The sequence below is a fragment of the Burkholderia cenocepacia genome (assembly GCF_900446215.1).
In the GTDB taxonomy this organism is placed as follows: Bacteria; Pseudomonadota; Gammaproteobacteria; order Burkholderiales; family Burkholderiaceae; genus Burkholderia; species Burkholderia cenocepacia.
The window spans coordinates 170,820-190,544 of sequence record NZ_UAQZ01000001.1; the positions used below are offsets into that span (position 1 = coordinate 170,820).

Annotated in this window: 20 protein-coding genes; 7 read left to right on the top strand and 13 right to left on the bottom strand. The window is 67.9% G+C overall.

What is annotated here, in order from left to right; all coding sequences use genetic code 11:
* Positions 1-27 precede the first annotated feature (27 nt).
* Complete coding sequence (locus tag DTA15_RS00735; RefSeq protein WP_006488133.1) at positions 28-1,464, bottom strand: aldehyde dehydrogenase family protein; 1,437 nt, start codon at positions 1,462-1,464, stop codon at positions 28-30.
* 284 nt (positions 1,465-1,748) lie between these two features.
* Here DTA15_RS00735 and DTA15_RS00740 point away from each other — a divergent pair, with 284 nt between their 5' ends.
* Complete coding sequence (locus DTA15_RS00740) at positions 1,749-2,114, top strand: hypothetical protein (RefSeq protein ID WP_006488152.1); 366 nt, start codon at positions 1,749-1,751, stop codon at positions 2,112-2,114.
* Between the two features lie 145 nt (positions 2,115-2,259).
* On the opposite strand, the gene DTA15_RS00745 is transcribed toward DTA15_RS00740, so the two are convergent.
* Positions 2,260-2,748 carry a YjjA family protein gene (locus DTA15_RS00745; protein WP_006493163.1) on the bottom strand — a complete coding sequence of 163 codons (489 nt, stop codon included), beginning with the start codon at positions 2,746-2,748 and terminating at the stop codon, positions 2,260-2,262.
* Between the two features lie 239 nt (positions 2,749-2,987).
* Between DTA15_RS00745 and DTA15_RS00750 the strand changes: the two genes are divergently transcribed.
* Together DTA15_RS00750 and DTA15_RS00755 are read left to right on the top strand one after the other, a co-directional pair.
* The gene (locus DTA15_RS00750) at positions 2,988-3,551 is read left to right on the top strand and encodes a hypothetical protein (RefSeq protein ID WP_006485230.1); all 564 of its coding nucleotides are present in this window, start codon (positions 2,988-2,990) and stop codon (positions 3,549-3,551) included.
* 16 nt (positions 3,552-3,567) lie between these two features.
* The gene (locus DTA15_RS00755; protein ID WP_006485231.1) at positions 3,568-4,164 is read left to right on the top strand and encodes a polysaccharide deacetylase family protein; all 597 of its coding nucleotides are present in this window, start codon (positions 3,568-3,570) and stop codon (positions 4,162-4,164) included.
* On the opposite strand, the gene DTA15_RS00760 is transcribed toward DTA15_RS00755, so the two are convergent.
* Positions 4,161-5,129: a phosphotransferase gene (locus DTA15_RS00760; protein ID WP_021033352.1), complete on the bottom strand. Its 969-nt coding sequence runs from the start codon at positions 5,127-5,129 to the stop codon at positions 4,161-4,163. The genes DTA15_RS00755 and DTA15_RS00760 overlap by 4 nt on opposite strands.
* A 25-nt stretch (positions 5,130-5,154) precedes the next feature.
* Here DTA15_RS00760 and DTA15_RS00765 point away from each other — a divergent pair, with 25 nt between their 5' ends.
* Entirely contained in the window at positions 5,155-5,844 is a 690-nt protein-coding gene (locus tag DTA15_RS00765; protein ID WP_012492647.1) for a cephalosporin hydroxylase family protein, read from the top strand.
* Here the strand turns inward: DTA15_RS00765 and DTA15_RS00770 are convergent.
* The 6 genes from DTA15_RS00770 to DTA15_RS00795 all read right to left on the bottom strand — a co-directional run bounded on the left by DTA15_RS00770 (position 5,801) and on the right by DTA15_RS00795 (position 12,537).
* A complete protein-coding gene (locus DTA15_RS00770; RefSeq protein ID WP_006484271.1) occupies positions 5,801-7,009 on the bottom strand; it encodes a glycosyltransferase in 1,209 nt (402 codons plus the stop codon). The genes DTA15_RS00765 and DTA15_RS00770 overlap by 44 nt on opposite strands.
* Before the next feature lie 7 nt (positions 7,010-7,016).
* On the bottom strand, positions 7,017-8,087 hold the full coding sequence (locus DTA15_RS00775; RefSeq protein ID WP_006491799.1) for an asparagine synthase-related protein: 1,071 nt from the start codon (positions 8,085-8,087) through the stop codon (positions 7,017-7,019).
* Entirely contained in the window at positions 8,084-8,962 is an 879-nt protein-coding gene (locus tag DTA15_RS00780; RefSeq protein WP_006485247.1) for a GTP 3',8-cyclase MoaA family protein, read from the bottom strand. The genes DTA15_RS00775 and DTA15_RS00780 overlap by 4 nt, the downstream gene beginning before the upstream one ends.
* 1 nt (position 8,963) lies before the next feature.
* Positions 8,964-9,962 (bottom strand): phosphotransferase enzyme family protein, encoded by a 999-nt coding sequence (locus DTA15_RS00785; protein ID WP_006485259.1) that lies wholly within the window; start codon positions 9,960-9,962, stop codon positions 8,964-8,966.
* On the bottom strand, positions 9,963-10,712 hold the full coding sequence (locus DTA15_RS00790) for an FkbM family methyltransferase (protein ID WP_006485254.1): 750 nt from the start codon (positions 10,710-10,712) through the stop codon (positions 9,963-9,965).
* A 232-nt stretch (positions 10,713-10,944) separates the two neighbouring features.
* Positions 10,945-12,537 (bottom strand): ABC-F family ATPase, encoded by a 1,593-nt coding sequence (locus tag DTA15_RS00795; RefSeq protein ID WP_006485248.1) that lies wholly within the window; start codon positions 12,535-12,537, stop codon positions 10,945-10,947.
* Between the two features lie 168 nt (positions 12,538-12,705).
* Between DTA15_RS00795 and DTA15_RS00800 the strand changes: the two genes are divergently transcribed.
* Positions 12,706-13,158, top strand: a complete 453-nt coding sequence (locus DTA15_RS00800) for a lipocalin-like domain-containing protein (protein ID WP_006485264.1) — start codon at positions 12,706-12,708, stop codon at positions 13,156-13,158.
* Between the two features lie 93 nt (positions 13,159-13,251).
* On the opposite strand, the gene DTA15_RS00805 is transcribed toward DTA15_RS00800, so the two are convergent.
* Positions 13,252-15,564 (bottom strand): AsmA family protein, encoded by a 2,313-nt coding sequence (locus tag DTA15_RS00805; protein ID WP_006485251.1) that lies wholly within the window; start codon positions 15,562-15,564, stop codon positions 13,252-13,254.
* 152 nt (positions 15,565-15,716) lie between these two features.
* On the opposite strand from DTA15_RS00805, the gene DTA15_RS00810 reads away from it, so the two are divergent.
* Both DTA15_RS00810 and DTA15_RS00815 read left to right on the top strand, forming a co-directional pair.
* The gene (locus DTA15_RS00810; RefSeq protein ID WP_006485269.1) at positions 15,717-16,418 is read left to right on the top strand and encodes an ABC transporter ATP-binding protein; all 702 of its coding nucleotides are present in this window, start codon (positions 15,717-15,719) and stop codon (positions 16,416-16,418) included.
* A complete protein-coding gene (locus tag DTA15_RS00815; protein ID WP_006485250.1) occupies positions 16,415-17,218 on the top strand; it encodes an ABC transporter permease in 804 nt (267 codons plus the stop codon). Before DTA15_RS00810 ends, DTA15_RS00815 begins: the two co-directional genes overlap by 4 nt.
* Positions 17,219-17,254: 36 nt before the next feature.
* Here the strand turns inward: DTA15_RS00815 and DTA15_RS00820 are convergent, their stop codons facing one another.
* The 3 genes from DTA15_RS00820 to DTA15_RS00830 all read right to left on the bottom strand — a co-directional run bounded on the left by DTA15_RS00820 (position 17,255) and on the right by DTA15_RS00830 (position 19,678).
* Positions 17,255-17,728: a PliI family lysozyme inhibitor of I-type lysozyme gene (locus tag DTA15_RS00820; protein ID WP_012492648.1), complete on the bottom strand. Its 474-nt coding sequence runs from the start codon at positions 17,726-17,728 to the stop codon at positions 17,255-17,257.
* Between the two features lie 223 nt (positions 17,729-17,951).
* The gene (locus DTA15_RS00825; protein WP_034178470.1) at positions 17,952-18,503 is read right to left on the bottom strand and encodes a DUF6013 family protein; all 552 of its coding nucleotides are present in this window, start codon (positions 18,501-18,503) and stop codon (positions 17,952-17,954) included.
* A gap of 158 nt (positions 18,504-18,661) precedes the next feature.
* Positions 18,662-19,678: a zinc-binding alcohol dehydrogenase family protein gene (locus tag DTA15_RS00830; RefSeq protein ID WP_006485272.1), complete on the bottom strand. Its 1,017-nt coding sequence runs from the start codon at positions 19,676-19,678 to the stop codon at positions 18,662-18,664.
* Positions 19,679-19,725 lie beyond the last annotated feature (47 nt).

Here is a 19,725-nt window from a genome sequence, read left to right on the forward strand (position 1 = left end):
GTCTCCGGTTCGGGCCGCGCGCGGCGCTCAGGCCGGCTTGGCCGGCTTCAACTGCATCGACTTGTATTCGAGATACTCTTCGAGCCCGTACACGCCGTTCTCGCGGCCGTGCCCGGACTGCTTGAAGCCGCCGAACGGCGCGGCGCCGTTCCACGTGCCGCCGTTGATGTCGACCTGCCCGGTGCGGATGCGGCGCGCAACGCGCATCGCGCGTTCGTCGCTGCCGGCCCACACCGCGCCGCCGAGCCCGTACGGCGAATCGTTCGCGATCCGCACGGCTTCGTCTTCATCGCGATACGTGATGATCGACAGCACCGGCCCGAAGATCTCTTCCTGCGCGATCGTCGATTTCGGATCGACGCGGCCGAACACGGTCGGCTTCACGAAGAAGCCCTTCGCGAGCCCTTCCGGCAACCCGGTGCCGCCCGTCACGAGTTCCGCGCCTTCGTCGATCCCGCGCTGGATGTAGGCCTGCACGCGCTGCTGCTGCACGGCCGACGCCAGCGCGCCGAGGCGCGTCGCCTCCTGCCGCGGGTCGCCCGCGACGTACGTTTCGGCCACGGCCTTCGCGATCTCGCGCGCTTCGTCGTAGCGAGCTTCCGGCACCAGCATCCGCGTATGCGCGGAGCAGGTCTGGCCGGCGTTCAGGTAGCACGCGTTGACGGTGCCCTTCACCGCCGTCGCGAAATCGGCGTCGTCGAGGATCACCGATGCCGACTTGCCGCCGAGCTCCAGCGCGACGCGCTTGACGCCCGCGGCCGCCAGTTCGGCCACGCGCTTGCCCGCGCGCGTCGAGCCGGTGAACGACACCATGTCGACGTCCGGGTCGGTCGCCAACACCTCGCCGACGACCGGGCCATACCCGCACACGAGGTTGAACACGCCGGCCGGCAGCCCGGCCTCGTGGATCGCTTCGGCGAGCATGAACGCGTTGAGCGGCGCGACTTCGGACGGCTTCAGCACCACCGTGCAGCCGGCCGCGAGCGCCGGCGCGACCTTCAGCGTGATCTGGTTGAGCGGGTAGTTCCACGGCGTGATCGCCGCGACGACGCCGACCGGCTCGCGCACCACCAGCGAATTGCCGACCCGGGCCTCGAATTCGAACGATTCGGCGAGCTTCGCGTACGCCTTCCAGTTGTAGATCGGGCCGCCGACCTGGATCGCGCGCGACAGCTTGATCGGCATGCCGACTTCGCCGGTGATCGACTGCGCGAGTTCCTCGCTGCGCGCCTGCAGATGCTCGACGATCTTGCGCAGATAACCCGCGCGCGTCGCGGCCGGCGTGGCCGCCCACGCGTCGAAGGCCGCGCGCGCCGCGCGGATCGCGTCCTGTGCGTCGGACGCGACGCCCTCGGGAATCCGGCCGATCACGGCTTCGGTGCCCGAGTCGATCACGTCGATCGTGCCGGTGCCGGCCGGTTTGCGCCATGCGCCGTCGATGTAGAACTGGTCGTAGATTTTCATCGTGTTCCGCCTCCAGGGAAGCCGCCATTCTAGCGAGCGTTTCGGTGACGGGTGTGACGAATGACAGCGATTCGAAAGGACCGGCGCCCCGTCGCCCCGTCGCCCCGTCGCGCCGGTGCTCCGCCGCCCGCCGCACACGGCCGGCGCGGCATCCGTCGGGTCGCCGCCACGTCAGCATCCGCCCGGATGCGCGGCCGGGCCCGCATCGTGCTATGTTTTTAATATCGGCATCGGCCCGTTGCGGCCGGCGCCGCCCGGAATCGACGCACTTCGTGAGCGCTGCCATGTCCGACGCATCCCATACCCTCGGCTCGCAAGACCGCCTGGAGCTGCTTTGCTGGCTCACCTGCGGCAACCTCGGCGCGTTTTACCTCAACGAATCATGGCCGGACGCCGCGTTCCAGGTGCAGGCCGCGCACCGCTGGCTCGACCGCCATCACCGCCAAGCCGACTGGCTGTCGGTCGCCAGGCTCGCGGCGCTCGCGCAGGATATCGCGAAGCGGCATGCGGGGTTCGTCGACGCGTCGTGGGCGCGCGACGCGGTCGAGGAAATCGTCGATACCGACGATCTCGACTATCGGGCCAAACTCGTGCAATGGGTGTACGAAGACTGCTGCAAGGCGCTCGCGGACAAGCGGCTGGCGGATTGAGCCGCGCGGACCGCGCCCGGGCCGCGGCATCGCCTGACGGGATACGCGCTGTTCGCCGTGACGAACGTCACGGCCTGAATGACTGCCGGGGCACGGCGCATGTGCGCCGCCCCGGCGCCGGCACGCGCAACGCGTGCCGATGCGTTTACAGCAGCGACTTGGCCTGCGTGAGCACCTTGTCGCAGATCTGCTTGGTCACCTGCTGCTTCAGGCCGCCGCCGCTCAGGTCGAGCTTGCTGCCGTTGCCTGCGTCGAGAATCCCGCTCGCACCGCTCGTATAGCCACTGTCGGACGACGCGGACGCGTTGCCGCCGAGCTTGCCGATCAGCGCGTCCTTCACCGACGCCGCGCCGCCGCCGGTCGCGCCGCCGAGATAGTTGTTCTGGATGCAGAACTGCAGCAGGCCCGCGACGTTGCCCGTGCTGCCCGGCATCAGCGACGCACCGCCGCCGCCCGTCAGCGCGCCGCCGAGGCCGCCGAGGTTGCCGAGCGCCCCGCCCGCGCTGCCGCCGGAATCACCGCCCCCGCCGACCTGTTTCAGGACGTCGCCCAGTTGCGCGTGGGCGACCGAAAACGGCGCGAGCAATCCGATCAGCGCGCCGGCAACGGTCGCGCGGTAAAGACGTGCATTCATGTAAAGCCTCCCGGTTGTGATTGCGTGAGTACCGCGAATCGCATCCAAGGATACTCAATCGACCGTGGCATGACAGCCTTCGACGCCGCGTGAAACGTCAGGCATCGTGATATCGCGGCGATTTGACAATGCTTGACGGGCGTTTCCGTGTCGCAGGCCCGCGCGAAGCGTCATAGAATCGTCGTCGGCCGCCTGACCGCTGCGATCCGACATCCACCTCGAACATGAATGACCCTCGCGTGGCGCTTGCCCATCGATTTTTGCTGATCGCCGGCGCATCGGCCGCACTCATGGCCGGCGCCGGTGCCACCGATGTCGCCGCTGCGGCGCCCGTAGCCACGACGGCTTCGGCCTGCACGTCGCCTTCGTTCGACCGTTATCCGGCACCGGCCGCCGCCCGTGCGCCGCGCAAGCCGGCTGCCACGCCTCGGCTCACCAGCAAGGAAGCGCGCCTGTACCGCACTGTCATTCGCGACGAATTCGCGCAACCGGCCAATTTTGCCGGTCACTACCGCGTCGCGATCTGGGGTTGCGGAACGGATTGCCGAAATTTCGCGATCGTCGACAAGGACACGGGCGCGACGTACACGATGCCCGGCGTGAAATCCATCTCGGGCGTGATGGGCAATGACGACGAACGTGTCGACTTCCGTGCCGGCAGCACGCTGCTGATCGTCGCCGGCTGCTTCAACGATGCGTGCGACGACGGCTACGCGAAAGCGGCCCGGTTCTTCTACGAATGGACCGGCTCGCGGCTGCGTCCGGTCGGCCGGTGTCCGCTGGCCATCGAGCCGGTTCAATAAGCGGCCCGGGCCAGCCATGACGACCATTCACCTCAGTTTCGACGACGGCCCCGGCCCCTCGACGCCTGCGCTGCTCGACGTGCTGCACGACGCATCGTGCACGGCGACCTTCTTCGTGCTCGGCAAGCATCTCGCGGGCGCGCTCGACGTCGCAACGAGAATCGCGCGCGACGGCCACCGGCTCGGTAACCATACGTATTCGCACGCGAAACCGGGCGCGCTCGCCGACGCCGCGCTGATCGACGAGATCGACACGACCGACGCGCTGATTCGCGACGTGTACCGTCGCGCCGGCCTTGCCGCGCCGGACACGATCCCGCTGCGCCTTCCATACGGGTTGATGCCGCAGGACGGTCGCGCGGCCGTGCTCGCGCGCGCGCAACGCGAACACACGGGCTGGACCGCGATACTGGACGACTGGCAACGGCCGGCGCCGTCGCCGCACGCGCTGTTCGACGCGATGTGCGCGCATGCCGATGCCTGCGCGGCGCAGCATCGCGACGTGCTGTTCTGCCTGCACGACGGATCGCGGCACGGCGACGCGCGGCCCCACACGGTCGAAGCGGTGCGGCTGTTCCTGAACCGGCAGCGCGCTGCCGCCACGCCCCGTTAGCCCGCGGGCACCGCCCCATCCAGCAACTGCCGCCAGCCGCCGAGAAATCCGATGCCGGGCCCGGGCATCCACAACCCGCGCTGCGCGGCTTCGAGATGGATCAGCGTCTGGTCCGCGCAGAACAGCGTCGTCAGCGCGTCGTAGTGGTCGCGCAGCCAAGCCGGCGCCGCATCCGGGCGCGTCGCCGCATAAGCGTCGAGACTGGCCCCCCATCGCCCGCGGTCGAACACGAAGCCATCGTCCCGGTCCGCATCGCGCGACAGCGCGAACGACGCAAAGGCCGCCTCGAGCCATGGCGCGCCCTGGCCCACGTCGTCAAAATCCAGCACGCCGTTCACCGCGTTGCCGACGTACAGCAGGTTGCCCGCGTGATAGTCGCCGTGCAGCCAATGCGCCGGCCCCGTCAGCCACGCCGCCGCCGCGTCGAGATGCGCGCCGATCCGGCGGATCACCGTGTCGTAGGCATCGTTCAAATCGCCCGGCAGCGACAGCATCGCGCGCGCCGCGACGCGCGCATGCCGCGCGGACAGCCACGCCAGCGGCGCCGCTTCGCTCGCGGGTATCGCGGCCAGTGCCGTATGCAGATGCGCGAGCGTGCGCATCGCATCGGTCGCCCCCGCGTGCGGGTCGTCCGGCAGGCCGGGACGGCCGTCGATATGCTCGAACAGATGCAGCCAGCGTCCGTCGGGCAGCCGCACGCCGGTTCGCGCGTCGACGGTCGGCTGCAGCCGCGGCAGCGCGGGCAGCCGCGGCGCCGTCGTGCGTGCCGCGCCGAGACGGCCGAGGATCGACGCCTCGCGCTGCATCTGCCCGAGCGGCTTGCCGGCCCACGACACGCGCAGCACCGCGCGCCCCGCATCGCCCTCGACGAGATACGTTTTGTTAGTATGGCCCGACGCCAGCGCCTGCAGGCGCGCCGGCCCGATGTTCCAGTACCGGTGAAGCCACGGTTCCAGCGTTTTCACGTCACTCCTACTCGTTGCATTGACCATGTCAGAGCGTCCTTCGGCCCGCATGCGGGACATCAACATCGAATGGCTGACGCGCGCCGCCGAATTCGGCCACCTGTTCCAGACCCACTGGCTCGGCGAGCGCTTCTTCCATCTGCCCGGCGACATGCTCGCGCTGCAGGAACTGATCTGGCGCGAGCGCCCCGACTGCATCGTTCAGACCGGCATCGCGGCGGGCGGCGGCGTGGTGTTCACCGCGTCGATGCTGGAACTCGCGGGCAATCACGGCCGCGTCGTCGCAATCGAGCCGCGCCTGCGCGACGAGGTCCGCCAGCGCCTGCAATCGCACCGCCTCGCCGATCGCATGGTGCTGATCGAAGGCGAATCGTGCGCGCCCGACACGCTTGCATCGGTACGTACGCAAATCGACGACGGCGCGCGCGTGATGGCGATCCTCGATCTCACGCATACGCACGCGCACGTGCTGCGCGAACTCGAATGCTATGCGCCATTCGTGACGCGCGGCTGCTACGCGATCGTGATGGACACCATCATGGAGTATCTGCCCGAGTCGATGTTCGACGGCAAGCCGTACGGCCGCGGCAACAACCCGGCCACGGCCACACGCGAATTCCTCGCCCGCGACGATCGCTTCGAAGTCGACCACGACATCGAGGACCGCGTGCTCATGACGCTGTCGCCAGGCGGGTTCCTGAAGCGAGTGCGCTGATCAAGCGGGCCGCTTGCGCGGAGCCGTCGCGCGCCGCATAGCTGTCGCGGATCCGCGCCGCGTGTTCGCGCAACGGTCCGGCGCGTAACAGGCGTTCGAGCGCATCGGTAATGTCCGCGACACCCGCCTGCTGCAGATCGAGCACGCAGCCCGCACCGGCCCGCTCGACGAAGTGCGCCGAATGGAACTGGTCGTTGCAGAACGGCGACAGCAGCATCGGCACGCCGCACGCGAGCGACTCCATCACCGAATTCGCGCCGCCGTGGCTGACGAACGCGTGCGTGCGCCGCAGCAGCGCCAGTTGCGGCGCGTAACGTACCGCGATCACGCGTGCGTCACCGGCCGGCAGCAGATCCGAATCGACCAGTTCACCCACCGACAGCACCAGTTGCGCGGACGTCGCGCGCGTCGCGTCGATCACCTTCGCGAACAGGTCCGGATGGTAGTAAAGCTGGCTGCCGAGCGACATGTAGACGAGCGGCCGATCCGCGTCGAGGCGCGCCCACGGGAACGCCGTCTCGTCGCCGCGCGGGCCCGACGGCATCGCAGGGCCGACCAGTTCGACACCCGCGGGCGGCGCACCGACCAGCGCGTCGGTCGTGAACGCGAGCGTCAGGTGCGGCGACAGCACGTCGCAGCCGCGAAAGCGTGCGTCGAGGCCGTAGCGCGCGAACAGGCGCGTGCGTTCCGGTGCGAGCCATCGCACCGTGCGCAGCAGCTCCGAATCGAGATCGTCCGGCAGCACCGGATTCAGCGAATTCGACATCGACACCCACGGCAGCCCTTCCAGTTCCGCGGCAATCGCCGCCGCATAGAGCAGCGGATCGATCACGACCACGTCGGGCTGCCATTCGCGCAGCACCGCGCGGATGCCGTCCACCTGCGCGGGCGCGAGGTCGATCAGCAGCGTGCGGATCCAGTGCCGCAGCCAGTCGGCGTCGCGAATGTTCGCGGCGAAGCTTGCGCCGCGCGACAGGTCGTGGCGCTCGGGCGTCTCGCGCGGCCCGACGAACGCGAAACCGCCGGCGCCGTCGAGCTGGTCGCTGATGTCGGCCGGCGCATAGAACGCGACGTCGCAACCGGCGGCGCGCAGATGCTGGGCCGGGCCGATGCACGGATTGACGTGGCCCTTCTCGGGCACCACGCAGAACAGGATGCGTTTCATGAACGGCTCAGGTGGGGCGATGCACGGCATCGGGATGAAGGCGATCGAGATGATCGAGGATCAGGGTCAGCGTCGTCCACAGCACGCGTTCGGTATCCGTCTGCAAAGCGGGCGCGGCCACGCCGAGCGTGTCGGCCAGCGCATGCGTGCGGTCGCGATCGAGCAGCGTCGCGAGATCCATCGCCGGCGCGAGCCGCCCGCGCTTGGGACCGTGCACGAGACGGTCCGGCAGGTTCAGGCGCGCCCCGAGATCGCGCAGGCACTGCTTGTTCGGATCGGGCGCGATGCTCGTCAGATGCGCGACGACGGCGGCATCGACGAACGGCGGATGCAGATCCACCGACGCGGCGTCGAACAATGCGTGACACAGCGGCAGATAGTTGGCCGACCGGTCGCGGCGCAATACCTGATCCGCACCGTCGCCGGTTATCGCGACCTCGACGCCGTCCGCTGCCATCGCCTCGGCCAGCAGCAGCTTCGCGACCGGATGCAGGTTGAACATCGGCTCCTCGACCGCATGGGTCGTTCTCGGCAGCGCCGCGATGAAATCGGCCTCGGTCGCGCGCACGATCTTCACGTTCGCCTGCATCTGCGTGGCGAGTTCGAGCGCCGCGTCGCGTTCGCAGTAATCGGGCATGTCGGTCACGAGGATGTAGGCCGTCACGTGCCGCAATGCGCCGAGCTCGCGCAGCAACGCGAGCAGCAGCGCCGAATCGAGCCCGCCGCTCAGCGCCAGCGCGACCCGCTTGCCGCTGTCGAGCGCGCGCTGCAGCGACGCGCGCAGCGCGGTGCCCAGATCGGCGGGCTGCGGCCGCTCGGGCGCCGGCTGCACCGTCAGCCCCTGCGGCGACCGGATCAGTGCATGGCCGGGCGGCACCGCGAGCACGTCGCGCAGCACGGTGCGGCCGACGAGGCGCTCGCCGCTCAGGTAGCCCGCGATGGCGGCCGCGTCCGGCGCGCCGGCCGGTTGTTGCCCCGACGCCCGCAATACGGCGCGGATACCCGACGCCGACACGCCGCTGCGCGGATGGTAGTGCAGACGATCGAAACCGAACGGGTCGCGCGTGCCGACGATCATGGATAACGAGCCTTCAAGGTGTCCACTTCAATGCGTTTGAGGATGCGATGCGGCGCCACCGGCGCGCTGCCGCCCTGACAATGCAGGCACGCTTCGAGCGGCGTCTCGCGTTGCAGATAGGCGAGCATCGCGTCGAGCATGCCCGCATCGTCGCGCAGCGGCAGGCCATCGGCCTGAAAATCCTTCTCGCCCTGGTACAGCGTATGGAAATGCGCGGGGCGCGTGCACGTGTAGAACATGCCGTCGCGAATCATATGGCAGCGCTCGCGAATCCAGCAATCGTGATACAGGCGCTGGGCTTCGTCGCGATCCGTGCCCGGCTGGGCGCGGTTCATCGTCGTGAACACGTCCTGCACCTTCCAGTTCAGGCGCACGTCGAAGCGCGCGGCCTGGCGCTCGACATGCGCGACCAGGTCGGCGGAAAGCGCGGGCTTCGGATAGCGCGAGATCGTCAGCGCATCCACCGCTTGCCAGAACGCGTCGGGCATCTCGCCGAGTTTCAGGCCGTTGGTCGTGACCGAGATCACGGGCGCGATGCCGGTCGCGCGTACGCGCTCGATCATTTCGACGAGCGCCGGATGCAGCAACGGCTCGCCGCCGACCAGCTTGAACATGCGCGGGCGCAACACCTTCGCGGCCTTGCGCAGATCGGCTTCGATCGATGCGGGGCTCGCGTACCACTCGGGCAACAGCGGCGACAGCGAGCAGCATTCCGCGCAGGTCAGGTTGCAGTGATCGACGATATGCGCTTCCAGCGAGCGCGTCTGCACGCGCCCGTCCTCGACGCGGTAATCGCGATCCAGCGGCGGCGGAAACACGTGTTGCCGCTCGCCGGAGCGCGGCGGATTCGGGATCTGGTTCGGATTCGCACTCACATCAGCTTCCTGCTTCCACGCAACGGGAAAAGAAATCGATCAGATGGCCACGCGCGTCCACCATCGCGGACGCCATCGTCACCGCGCCGTTCAGGTGCGACGCGAAACGCGACGGATCGTCGAGCCAGCCTTGCACGATCCACAGCTTGAGCGCGTGCTGCACGCACGCGGCATCGACCGCCCACGCGATGTGCGCCGGGTTCACCGGCCGCACCCGCTGGTAAGCACGCACGAATGCTTGCGCGAGGTGCGGCGCTTCCAGCGGCAAATGATTCAGGCAGCGCACCAGCTCGTATTCGCGCGGCGCGCCGATCGACGCTTCCCAGTCGACGATCAGCGGCGGCAGCGTGCCCGTGAACAGATAGTTGAACTGGTTGTAGTCGTTGTGGATCGGGTGCTGAGAATCGTCGGCCGGAAACGCTTCGATGCTGCCCGGATAGTAGCGGTCGAGCATGCGCAGCGCGAGATCGACGTAGCGGCGCAGGTTCGTCGCGTCGGCGGCGTTCGCATCGGCTCGATCGAGTGCATCCAGCAGGTTCCGGCGTACCGCATCCGCGTCGATCGACGTCAGTCGCGCACGGATCGTATCGAGCGACGGCAGATGCAGTCGTTCGAGGCTCACGTGCAACGCGGCCAGACTCGCGCCGAGCGCATCCCATTCGGCTGGCGAGAACGTATCGTAGGTCTTGAATTGCCCGGCTTCCCAGCGCGTCAGCATCGCGTGCGCATGTTGCCCTGACCACAGCGATGCGCCGGACGTCGTGCGCTCGAGCGTCTGCACATGAAAACGGAGGTCGTCATGCGTTTCCAGATGCGCGAGCACGGCGGTTTCCTTGACTGCGCGCGCATGGTGTTCGAGCGCATAGAGTTTCACTGCCACGCCCGCGCCGCCGCTGGTCGGCAGATGCCACACCCGTTCGCTCACTTGCGTCGGCGGCCCGCCGCGACCGAGGTCGTACGCGCCGCGAATCTCGTCGAAGGTGACGGCGAGCGAATCCATTCAGATGTGCTCGGCCGGCCCGTGCCGATACGGATGACCGGTCAGGAACGTGTTGTGTCCGACGTAGCGCAGCTTGTACATCGCCGGCCGGAACAACACCGACGGATCGTTGTTCGCGATGCCGAGCAGCGGGTACAGGTCGTGTCGCACGAAGAATGCGTTGTTGCCCATGTCGTCGCAACAGACGAGTTCATAGCCTTTATCGCGGCCGAGATGCACGAGCGATTCGAGGCTCGCGCCGTAATAGGTCGAGCCGTCCCATTCGTGGTCCGGATTGAAGCACATGACCCACCGCTCGGGCGGCGTGTAGTACGGGTTGTATTCGATCACGACGATGCGCGGCTCAAACGCTTGCAGCCCGCGCCACACCCAGTAATCGTTGCCGTCGATGTCGATCGACAGCAGGTCGAAGTCGGCCGGTACGTTCGCGTCGGTGAGCAGTCGGTCGACCGTGTCGGGCTGGACGCGATCGTGATGCAGGCGGACGCGCTCCACGCCCGCGTAGTGGGCGGTGAGCTTGCCGAACCGGTATGCGCTGCCTTCCACGAGTACGCCGGCCCAATCGTGTTCACGCAGCAACCGCGCCGTGTTGCTGTTGCGCAGGCCGTCGCTCGCGCCGATATCGACACAGAAACGGTTGGTCGGCGCGATCCGCTCCATCAGGCGCGCCAGGATGCCCTCCTCGGTGCCCTGCGCGTACAGGCTGGGCGCAAGGCCGGACAGATCGAGCGGGCGAGGATGGTCCTGCATCGAGGGCGGCTCCGGGGTGAAATGGGGAATGATGGGGCGTTGGGTGGGTAATTTACCTGAAGTCGATTACGCGGAGGAAACTCGGATGCACGATGCGGTCGCGTTTTACCGCAGTGGATATGAAAAAACCCGCATCGACATTACTGTCGATGCGGGCTTGTAGCGGTTCCGGCGATTCGCTCCGTGCGGTAGGCCTAACGTGCTCCCACGACCGGAGAAAACCTCAGGACACTTACTCCTGCCCCTGACTCGTCAGGAACTCCTCGTAATTCCCGCCGAAGTCGAACAGCGTGCCATCCGTCTTCACTTCGATGATCCGGTTCGCCAGCCCGCTCACGAACTCACGGTCGTGCGACACGAAAATCAGCGTGCCTTCGAACTGCTCGAGCGCGATCTGCAGCGACTCGATCGATTCCATGTCCATGTGGTTGGTCGGCTCGTCCATCAGCAGCACGTTGTGGCGGCCGAGCATCAGCTTGCCCCAGATCATGCGGCCCTTCTCGCCGCCCGACAGCACCTTCACCGACTTCTTGATGTCGTCCGACGAGAACAGCAGGCGGCCCAGCGTGCCGCGCACCATCGTTTCGTCGTCGCCGTCCTTGCGGTACTGGTCGATCCAGTCCATCAGCGTGATGTCGTTCGGGAACTCCTCGTACGTGTCCTGCGGCATGTAGCCGACGTTCGCGTTCTCCGACCACTTCACCGTGCCGTGATCGAGCGGCAGCGCGCCGAGCAGCGAGCGCAGCAGCGTCGTCTTGCCCGCGCCGTTCTCGCCGATGATCGCGATGCGCTCGCCCGGCTGCACCGACAGGTTGAAGTTCTGGAAGATCGTGCGCTCGTACTTCTTCGTGATCTCTTCGGCGACCACCGCGACGTTGTGCAGCTTCTTCTCGAACTCGAAGCGGATGAACGGGTTCTGGCGCGACGACGGCTTGAATTCCTCGATCTTGATCTTGTCGATCTGCTTCGCGCGGCTGGTGGCCTGGCGCGCCTTCGACTTGTTCGCCGAGAAGCGGCGCACGAAGTCCTGCAGTTCGGCCACGCGCTCCTTCGCACGCGCGTTCGCCGCAGCCTGACGCTCGCGCGCCTGGGCCGACGCGAGCATGTAGTCGTCGTAGTTGCCCGGCCAGACCTTCAGCGTGCCGAAATCCATGTCGGCCATGTGCGTGCACACCGAGTTCAGGAAGTGACGATCGTGCGAGATGATGATCATCGTCGAGTTGTACTCGTTGAGCGTGTGCTCGAGCCAACGGATCGAGTTGATGTCGAGGTTGTTGGTCGGTTCGTCGAGCAGCAGCACGTCCGGCTTCGAGAACAGCGCCTGCGCGAGCAGCACGCGCAGCTTCCAGCCCGGCGCGACGTCGGCCATCGTGCCGTTGTGGAACTTCTCCTCGATGCCGATGCCGAGCAGCAGCGCGCCCGCGCGCGCTTCGGCGTCGTAGCCGCCGTATTCGGCGAACTTGCCCTCGAGCTCGGCCGCGTGCATGTAGTCGTCGTCGGTGGCTTCCGGGTTCGCGTAGATCGCGTCACGCTCGGTCATCGCGGCCCACATCTCGGTGTGGCCCATCATCACGACGTCGAGCACGCGCACGTCTTCGTACGCGAACTGGTCCTGGCGCAGCTTGCCCAGGCGGACGTTCGGCTCCAGCGCGACGTTGCCGGCGCTCGGCTCGAGGTCGCCGCCGAGGATCTTCATGAAGGTCGACTTGCCACAGCCGTTCGCGCCGATCAGACCGTAGCGGTTGCCCTCGCCGAATTTGACCGAGATATTCTCGAACAAGGGCTTCGGCCCGAATTGCATCGTGATGTTGGCAGTAGAAAGCACGGCAGGTCCCGTTAAGAGAGAAATCGACGGAAAACCGTGTATTTTAGCAGGTGTCGGAGAAACTGCCGACCGCACCGTCCCGGCGGCGTATTCCCGGCCTCAGGCCCGGCGCCGGCGGCCCGTCAATACGACGGCACGCGCTGCACCGCCGTCTCACCGGAATCCCGCATGCTCGCCAGCCAGCTTCGCGAACAACTCGTCGGCGCATGGCGCCTCGTGTCCTACGAAATCCGCCCACGCGACGGCAGCACCGTCACCTATCCGCTCGGCCGCGACGCGCGCGGCTGGATCCTGTACACGCCCGACGGCTACATGTCCGCGCAGCTGATGGCGGCCGGCCGCCCGCCCTACGCGGACGGCGACCTGCAGGGCGGCAGCGTCGAGGAGCGCGCGGCCGCGGCGCGCGGCTACATCGCGTATTCAGGCCCCTTTAATGTCGACGACGACGGCATGTTGACCCATGAAATGGACGTCAGCCTGTATCCGAACTGGATCGGTAACGTCCAGCAGCGTGTCGTCAGCCTGGACGGCAACCGGCTGCAGCTCAGCACGGCCAGACCGGTTCGGATCGACGGCCGGGAGGTCGAGCCGGTGATCGTCTGGGCACGCGCCGGCCGCTGAGCGTGCCTGGGGCGCAGCACGGCCGCCGCGCGGCCGGCCGCGGCCATGATACCGATGCCGCACCGTGGCGCATGCCGCTCCCGCGGCTGCGCGTCACTTGCCGGCCTTCTTGGCCGCTTGCTGCGCCGCCTTCGCCTTCATCTGCCCGAACAGTTCGGAGCACGGCACGTCGCGGTTGTTGCTCGGCGCGATCAGCGGGATCAGCGCCGCGAACGGGTTGATCAGCCCGAGGCCGACCATCGCGCCGGCGCGCAGGGCAAGCGCGCCCGCATCGACGCCGACCTTCGGGTTCTTGAACGTGCCCTTCGCATACAACGGCGAGCGCAGCGAGAAGATCCGGAAGCCCTTCGTGTGCGGATGGATCTTCAGGTCGAGCGATTCGTCGCGCAGGTTGATCGGGCCGTCGACGTTGATGAGCGCATCGTCGGTATCGAGCGCGAACACCTTCGGGTCGAGCATGCCGTCGGTCGCCGCGAAATCGATCGCCGCGCAGTTGATGTTGACGTCGCGGTTGCCGAACAGCTTCTCGTAGACCACGTTCGCAACGTTCAACCCCGCGGCCTCCATCAGCAAGCGGCTGATGCGGCCGTTGGTGATGAGCGCCTTCACTTCGCCGGTCGACGTCGCCGCGAGCGCGGCCGGCGAATTGCCCGTTGCCGACAGCGACGCGTCGCCGTTGATTTCGCCGAGCGCCGTCTGCATCACCTTCTGCGTCGGGAACAGCTGCTTGAGCTTCAGATGCCGCGCGGCCAGCGTGAAGCGGCCCTTGAGCGGCGTGCGGCTGCCGTCGAGATGCGCGTTGGTCGCGAGCGTGCCGCCCGCGACGCCGAACTGCAGCGGCTCGAGCGACAGCACGCCGTCCTGCAGCAGGATGTGCGTGTACAGGTTGGTGATCGGCAACTGCGGGCTCTTGATCAGCTTGCGGCCGGTGAACTTCACGTCCGCGTCGATCGCGCTCCAGCGTTCGGTACGGAACGTCGCCACCGGCAGCACGCGGTCGGGCGGCTGACGCGTCGTGTCGCCGCGCTTGGCCTTGCTCGCGGCCGTATCGGCGCCGATCACCGGTGCGAGATCGGAGAACTGCAGCAGGTTCGACACGAGTTCGCCCGACAGCTTCGGACGCGGTTCGCGCTGCGCCCAGGTGAGCGTGCCGCCGAGATCGCTGCCGCCGACGCGACCGTTGAAGTTCTCGTAGCGGAAGGTGCTCGCATGCGGCTTGAAGTTGCCGATCAAGCGCCCTTCGGTCGCGTACGGCGGCGTATCGGGCAGCGTGATGCCGGTGAGCTGGTAAAGGTGCGACATCGACGTGCCCTGCAGCCACAGCCGCAAGTCGAGCGCGGCGAGATGCATCGGGTCGGTCAGCGTGCCGACGATCGCGAGCCGCGTATCGCCGGCCTTCACGTCGGCCTGCAGCGGGAACGGCCGCGACGTATCCTGGATCGCGAGCACGCCGCCGACCTTGCCGGTACCGTTGATCGGCACGTTCTTGTAGCGGCCGTCGACCTTCAGCCCGAATGCATAGGTCGGACCGGACGGTTTCGCGGGCGCCGCGGCCCCGCTCGCGCCGGACGCGGCAGTCGCCGTCGATGCGGAACGCGCGGACGCGGCGGACGCACCCGACGCAGCCGACGCACCCGATGAACCCGCCGAACCGGCAGCAGCCGAAGCAGCCGACGCCCCCGACGACGCAGCCGCGCTCGGAGCCGACGCGCTCGACGCGGCCTGCGCATCGGCCTTCGCACCCAGTTGCGCGGCGCCGTGCTTGCCGACGCGCTGCGCCGACGCCGCACGCGACGTCTGCTCCTGCTCCTTCAGCACGTCGCCGAGCGGGATCGGCTGGCCGAGCGTATCGATCGCGATGGTCAGGTCGGCCTTCGTGATCGCGTCGCGATACGTGACGGTGCCCTTCGCGAACCCGAAGCTGTCGAGCCGCACCTTCCACCGCGAAGGCTGCGACGATTGCTTGAACTGGAAGGTCCACGTATTGGTGCCGTCCGCGCGCCGCTCGAGATCGACGGCAGGATTCACGACGTCGATCGACGGGATGACGATTTCATGTGCCAGCAGCGGCAGGATCGCGAGATCGAAGTGCGCGGCATCGAGCGTGACGAACTTGGGCGCCTTCGCCCAGTCGGGATTGCCGATCTCGAGCTGGGTGGCCGAGAAGCTCGGCCAGGGCACCCATGCGCGCCAGCCGGTCTCGCCATCGGGGCGACGCCAGCCGACCTTGAGGTCGCCGTTGATCGCGAACGGGCGGCCGAGTGCGGCACTCACCTGTTCGTTGACCCACGGTTTCGCCCGGTTCCAGTCGAACGTGAAGAGAAAAACGCCGGCCGCCGCGATCAGCACCGCGACGATACCGACGATCCATGCAGCCGATTTGCCGATGGCTCGGGTTAGCGTCATGGCGGTTCCGTTGTTGTTCTGAAGCGTTGCCGCACGATGCCGGGCCGCTTGCGTGGACGAACGGCGCACGACAACTGCGGCTTTTCAATCGGTATTATGACGCACGACGTGGCGGCCTTTCGGCGCCATTAACGCTTTTTTTCATTTGTGACATGACCTCCCCCACCGGCCTCATCGATGCGCGGCACATCACGCGGCGCGACGCCAGCAGCGGCAAGACCTTGCTGGCCCCGACCGATTTCAGTCTCGCCTCGGGATCGCGAATTGCTATCACGGGACCGTCCGGGTCGGGCAAGAGCGTGCTGCTGCGCGCGCTCGCGCTGCTCGATCCGCTCGATGGCGGCCAGCTCCTGTGGCGTGGCCGCCGGATCCGGCGCGGTGCGATTCCGCGCTACCGGCGCAGCGTCGCCTATGTCCGCCAGCGCCCCGCGCAGATGGACGGCACCGTCGAGTCGCAATTGCGCTATCCGTATTCGCTCGCGATCTATCGCGACGTCGCGTTCGATCGCGCGCGCGCCGAAGCGCTCGCCGCGCAGGCCGGTCGCGGCGCCGACTTTCTCGACAAACGCGCGAGCGACCTGTCCGGCGGCGAAGCGCAGATTACCGCGCTGCTGCGCGTGCTGCAGCTCGATCCCGACGTGCTGCTGCTCGACGAGCCGACCTCCGCGCTCGACCCCGAGTCGGCACGCGCGATCGAAGCGCTCGTCGGCGCGTGGTTCGACGCGGCGCCCGATGCGCGGGCCTACATGTGGATCTCGCACGATCCCGCGCAGGCCGCGCGGATCGGCACGATGCGGCTCGTGATGCAGGCCGGCGTGCTGCACGCGGCCAACCCGACGGAGGCTGCGCAATGAGCCCGGCACTGCAGGACCTGAGCCTCGTCGACGTCGGCATCGCGGCCGCGCTCGTCGCGGTCAACGGCGCGATCTCGGCGGCGCTGTCGCTCGGCCTCGGCCGCAAGCTCGCGCTCGCGGCCGTGCGCACCGTCGTGCAGTTGCTCGCGATCGGCTACGTGCTCGGCTGGGTGTTCGGCCATCCGCACTGGTACGTCGTGCTGCCGCTCACCGCGCTGATGACGCTGATCGCCGGTTTCGCCGGTGCGGGGCGCGGCAAGCGCACGTACCGCGGCCAGCGCCTCGACAGCATCGCATCGATCTGGTTCAGCAGCTGGTTCGTCGCGGCGGTCGGGCTGTTCGTCGTGATCCGCATCCATCCGTGGTTCGCGCCGCAATACGCGATCCCGATCCTCGGGATGATCCTCGGCAATACGCTGACGGGCGTATCGCTCGGCGTCGAGCGAATGATGGAAGAGCTCACCGCGCGCCGCGATCGCGTCGAAACCGCGCTCGCGCTCGGTGCGACGCGCTGGGAAGCCGCGCAGGACGCCGCGCGCCAGGCCGTGCGCGCGGGCATGCTGCCGACGCTGAACCAGATGGCGGTGGTCGGCGTCGTGAGCCTGCCGGGGATGATGACGGGCCAGGTGCTGGCCGGCCAGTCGCCGCTGCAGGCCGTGCGCTACCAGATCGTGATCATGTTCCTAATCGCCGCGGCGTCCGCGCTCGGCACGGTCGGCGCGGTGCTGATGACCTATCGCCGGCTGTTCTCGGCCGATCACCGCTTTCTCGCATCGCGACTCGAAGAGCGCACGCATTGACGCGTCGCTGCAGCGCGCGAGGCGCGGCCAGCGCGGTCAATGCGTGCTGCGTCGCTTGCCGATCGCCTGCCGGAGTGCGGCCGAGATATCCACATCGGGCGCGAGCCCGTCGACCGAAGCGATCAGTCGCACCGCGCGCGACGTCGTCACATACGCCTGCGCGCCGACATAGCCGCCGCTGCCGGCCGAGCGCGTGGTCACGACGAGCGCCTGCGGCGCGCGGGCGCCGAGGTCGGCCGTGTACGCATCGACGATCGTGCCGTCGCGCGCATGCAGCGTGCCCGTCACGTAATCGTCGGTATCGAAGCCCGGGGCGGCATGCGCGGTCGAATACACGCGCACCGCGTAGCTGCCGGTCGAGCACGGTTCGAGTGCGCCGCTCGATATCACCGCCACCTGCTGCCGCGACGGCAGCTCGACCTTCTTCACGAAACCGCATTCGTCGGCCGCGTGAGCGTGCGCGGCAACGAACGCAATGGCAGACAGCAGCGCGTGCATTCGAAGTTTCATCGGGAAATAGTGACCGGAAGGAGAGGATGCGGGCGAGCATAACGTGACATCCACATGACGTCACGCCTCGCCATTGCACGATCGCGGCACCGTTCCGCGAAGCAGGCGGCCAAACGCATGGCGACGACGGCACGGCACGACCCGCTCGCGTGCGGCCCTGCTCGCTCCGCCATCGAACCGGTTGCGCGCGCACCGACAGAAATGCCGGCCCGCGCGTGCCCGCTCAATGCTTGATCGACACCGTCACCTTGGTACCGTCGCTCATCGTCACGGACTTCGACCCGCCGTTGGTCGAGATCGACACCCACTTCACCTGGCTCACCGACACGACATCGGGGCACTGCAGCGACTTGCCGCCGGCCGTCACGCTGCGCGTGCCCTTCGGCGCGGCCGCCTGGAAGCTCAACTGCACGTTGGCGACGCCCTTCGCATCGACCGACGGCGCGAGCCGCACCTGGGTCTGCCGCACCATCGCGCCGTTCGCGTCGCGCGGCAGGTTGTCGGCGTTCGGGCAGCCGTCCGGCATCGCGACCGCGCCGCTCGGCGGCACCGACTTCCAGTTGAAGTCGTCCGTCTCGCCCGAACGGATCTTGCGGGTCTCCTGCGTATTGCCGAAGGTCTTCGAGTCGACCTTGACGGTGTATTCGAGCTGTCCCGTACCGCCGCCCTTCAGGCTGCCCTTGACCGGCGGCGCCGCGAATACGCTCGCGCTGACGCACGCCGCCGCGAACACGACCGACCACGATGCGGCGACTGACAAGCTGCGTTGGCTCATGCTGACCTCCTTGTAATGCGGCGGCACGCGCGTGCCGCGCGGTTTTCGATGCATGATGCGTTGCCAGTCTACCGCCAAGCGCGTTGCAATGCGCCGCAAACGCATCGGGTGTTACCCCGCTTGCGTTCGCGGCGCCGCAACCTTACGCGCGCTGCCGCTCAGAAGCCGCTCAGCACGAGCTTGCCGATCGCGCGTCCGGCCTCGAGCATCCGGTGCGCGCGCCGCACGTTCTCGGCATTGATCGTGCCGAGCTGTTCGCCGAGCGTCGTACGCAGCGTGCCGCCATCGACGAGCCGCGCGACTTCGCCGAGGATCCGGTGCTGCTCGATCATGTCCGGCGTCTCGAACATCGCCCGCGTGAACATGAATTCCCAGTGAAACGCGGCGCTCTTCGCCTTCAGCAATTCGACCGGCACGGGCTTCCCGTTCTCGACGATCGTGCAGATGCCGCCCTGCGGCCGAATGACTTCCGCCGCGGCCGGGAAATGATGGTCGGTATCGTTGAGGATCAGCACGTAGTCGACGCTCGGATGGCCGGCCTCGCGCAACTGCGCCGGCAGGTCGCCGAAATGGTCGACCACCGCATCCGCACCGAGCGAGCGCACCCAGTCGGCCGACGCCGGCCGCGACGCGGTCGCGATCACGTGCAGCTTGCCGAGCGTCTTCGCGAGCTGGATCGCGATCGAGCCCACGCCGCCCGCGCCGCCGATGATCAGCACCGACTTGCCGGCGTCCGCGCCCTGCGGCGACACGCGCAACCGGTCGAACAGCGCTTCCCACGCGGTGAGCGCGGTGAGCGGCAGCGCGGCCGCCGCCGCGAAATCGAGCGTGCGCGGCTTCAGCGCGGCGATCCGTTCGTCGACCGCGTGGAATTCGCTGTTCGCGCCGGGCCGCGTGATGCTGCCCGCGTAGAACACTTCGTCGCCGGGCCGGAACAGCGTGACGTCGGCGCCGACCGCGACGACCGTGCCGGCCGCGTCCCAGCCGAGCACGCGCGGCGTCTCCTCGACCTGCGGCTTCGGCGCCCGCACCTTGGTGTCGACCGGGTTCACGGAAATCGCCTCGACCTTCACGAGCAGATCGCGCGGGCCCGGCACGGGTTGTGGCAGTTCGACGTCGAGCAACGCTTGCGGGTCGTCGATCGGCAGATAACGGGTGAGTCCAACGGCTTTCATCTCGATACTCCTTTCAGGGAATCCGGCAGGCTGCGGCGCAACCTCCA